At 72.6% G+C, this 1,551-nt stretch carries 1 protein-coding gene and 1 pseudogene; both read right to left on the reverse strand.

Annotated features, from left to right (window positions below; translation table 11 throughout):
• Positions 1 to 168: 168 nt before the first annotated feature.
• Entirely contained in the window at positions 169 to 1,188 is a 1,020-nt protein-coding gene (trpD, locus tag IJH84_RS21155) for an anthranilate phosphoribosyltransferase (protein ID WP_295148064.1), read from the reverse strand.
• Between the two features lie 139 nt (positions 1,189 to 1,327).
• A pseudogene (locus IJH84_RS21160) lies at positions 1,328 to 1,551 on the reverse strand (DNA-binding response regulator); the annotation flags it as partial.

Here is a 1,551-nt window from a genome sequence, read left to right on the forward strand (position 1 = left end):
AACCTCGGTCAGGCGCCTTCTGGCTCCGGGATCTCATCCTGACGCAGCGCCCTACGCGGCGTCTTCATAGGTCCGGCCCACCGACATCGAGTGAACGGACCGCCGGACCGATCTATTGGGGCGAACAGGCCGTTCACTCCGATCGGTCCGGGATGGGGAACCGGTGGGTCAGTGCGCGGCCCAGCGGGCCAGCAGCGCGGCCGCGGCGCCGGAATCCAGCGCCTGCCTGGCGCGCTCGATGCCGTCGCGCAACTGCCCGGTCAGGTCCTCGGCGATCCCGTCGTGCGCGGCCAGCGCCCCCGCCACGTTGAGCACCACCGCGTCGCGCACCGGCCCGGACTCTCCCGCCAGCAGGTCTCGCACCGCTCGGGCGTTGACCGTGGCATCCCCGCCGCGCAGCGCATCCGGCGAGCTGAGCGGGATGCCCAGCTCCGCAGGCTCGATCCGGGCCTGCCGGACCTGACCGCCGCCGACCGCCCAGACCGTGCTGCCCGCCGCGGTGGTGATCTCGTCCATGCCGTCGTCGCCGCGCACCAGCAGCACCGAGTTGCCGCGTGCGGCGAACACCTCGGCCATCACCGGCGCCAGCCGCGGGTCCGCGCAACCGATCAGGCCCGCCGACGGACGTGCCGGGTTGGTCAGCGGGCCGAGGATGTTGAACGCGGTGGGGATGCCGATCTCCCGGCGCGGTCCGGCCGTGTACTTGAACGCGGGGTGGAACACCGGGGCGAAGCAGAACCCGATGCCGACGTCGCGCACGCACTCCCGCACGCCCTCCGGCGGCAGATCGATGGTTACGCCCAGCTCCTCCAGCACGTCCGCGGTGCCGCACTTCGACGACGCCGCGCGGTTGCCGTGCTTGACGACCGTCGCGCCGCAGGAGGCGAGCACGATCGCGGTCATCGTGGAAATGTTCACACTGCCGCTGCGGTCACCGCCGGTGCCGACCACGTCGACCGCGCGGCGGTCGATCTCCAGCGGCAGCGAGTGCGCGAGCATCGTGTCGGCCATCCCGCGGACTTCCGCCGGCGTCTCGCCCTTGGCTCGCAGCGCCACCACGAACGCCGCGACCCTGGCGGGAGTGGCCTCGCCGGTCATCACCAGATCCATCGCCCAGGCGGTGTCCTGCGCGGAAAGGTCGTTGCCCGCGACTAGGTGCCCGAGCAGTGCAGGCCAGCTGCCCGACATGGTGCCCACGATCGTTCTCCGGTTCGGTCAATGGCGTGTCGTCGAACCTGCGCCGCGCGGCTGGCTCGACCGAGTTCCGCGGTCGCGCCTGCGCGGACGTGCTCCCCGCGCACCGGACGCCAGGTCCGAGGACAGCGTCTCAGGCGCGAACCGCGGCCTGCGCGTTGGCGCGCAGCACCTCGGCGACCGTTTCGGCCGCGGTCAGCGGGTCCAGCGGGTGCACCAGCACCGCGTCGGCCTGCGACCAGGTCGCCAGCCAGCGGTCGTCGCGGCGGCGCACCGTCACCGCGATCGGCGGGCAGTTCGAGATCTCGTTCTTGAGCTGGCGGGACACGCCCATGCCGCCGGTGGGTTGTGCCTCGC

The sequence above is a fragment of the Saccharopolyspora sp. genome (assembly GCF_017434145.1).
GTDB lineage: Bacteria > Actinomycetota > Actinomycetes > Mycobacteriales > Pseudonocardiaceae > Saccharopolyspora_C > Saccharopolyspora_C galaxeae.

Coding starts and splice junctions, on each gene's coding strand:
- trpD (WP_295148064.1), bottom strand. CDS start 1,188: ATGTCGGGCAGCTGGCCTGCACTGCTCGGGCACCTAGTCGCGGGCAAC.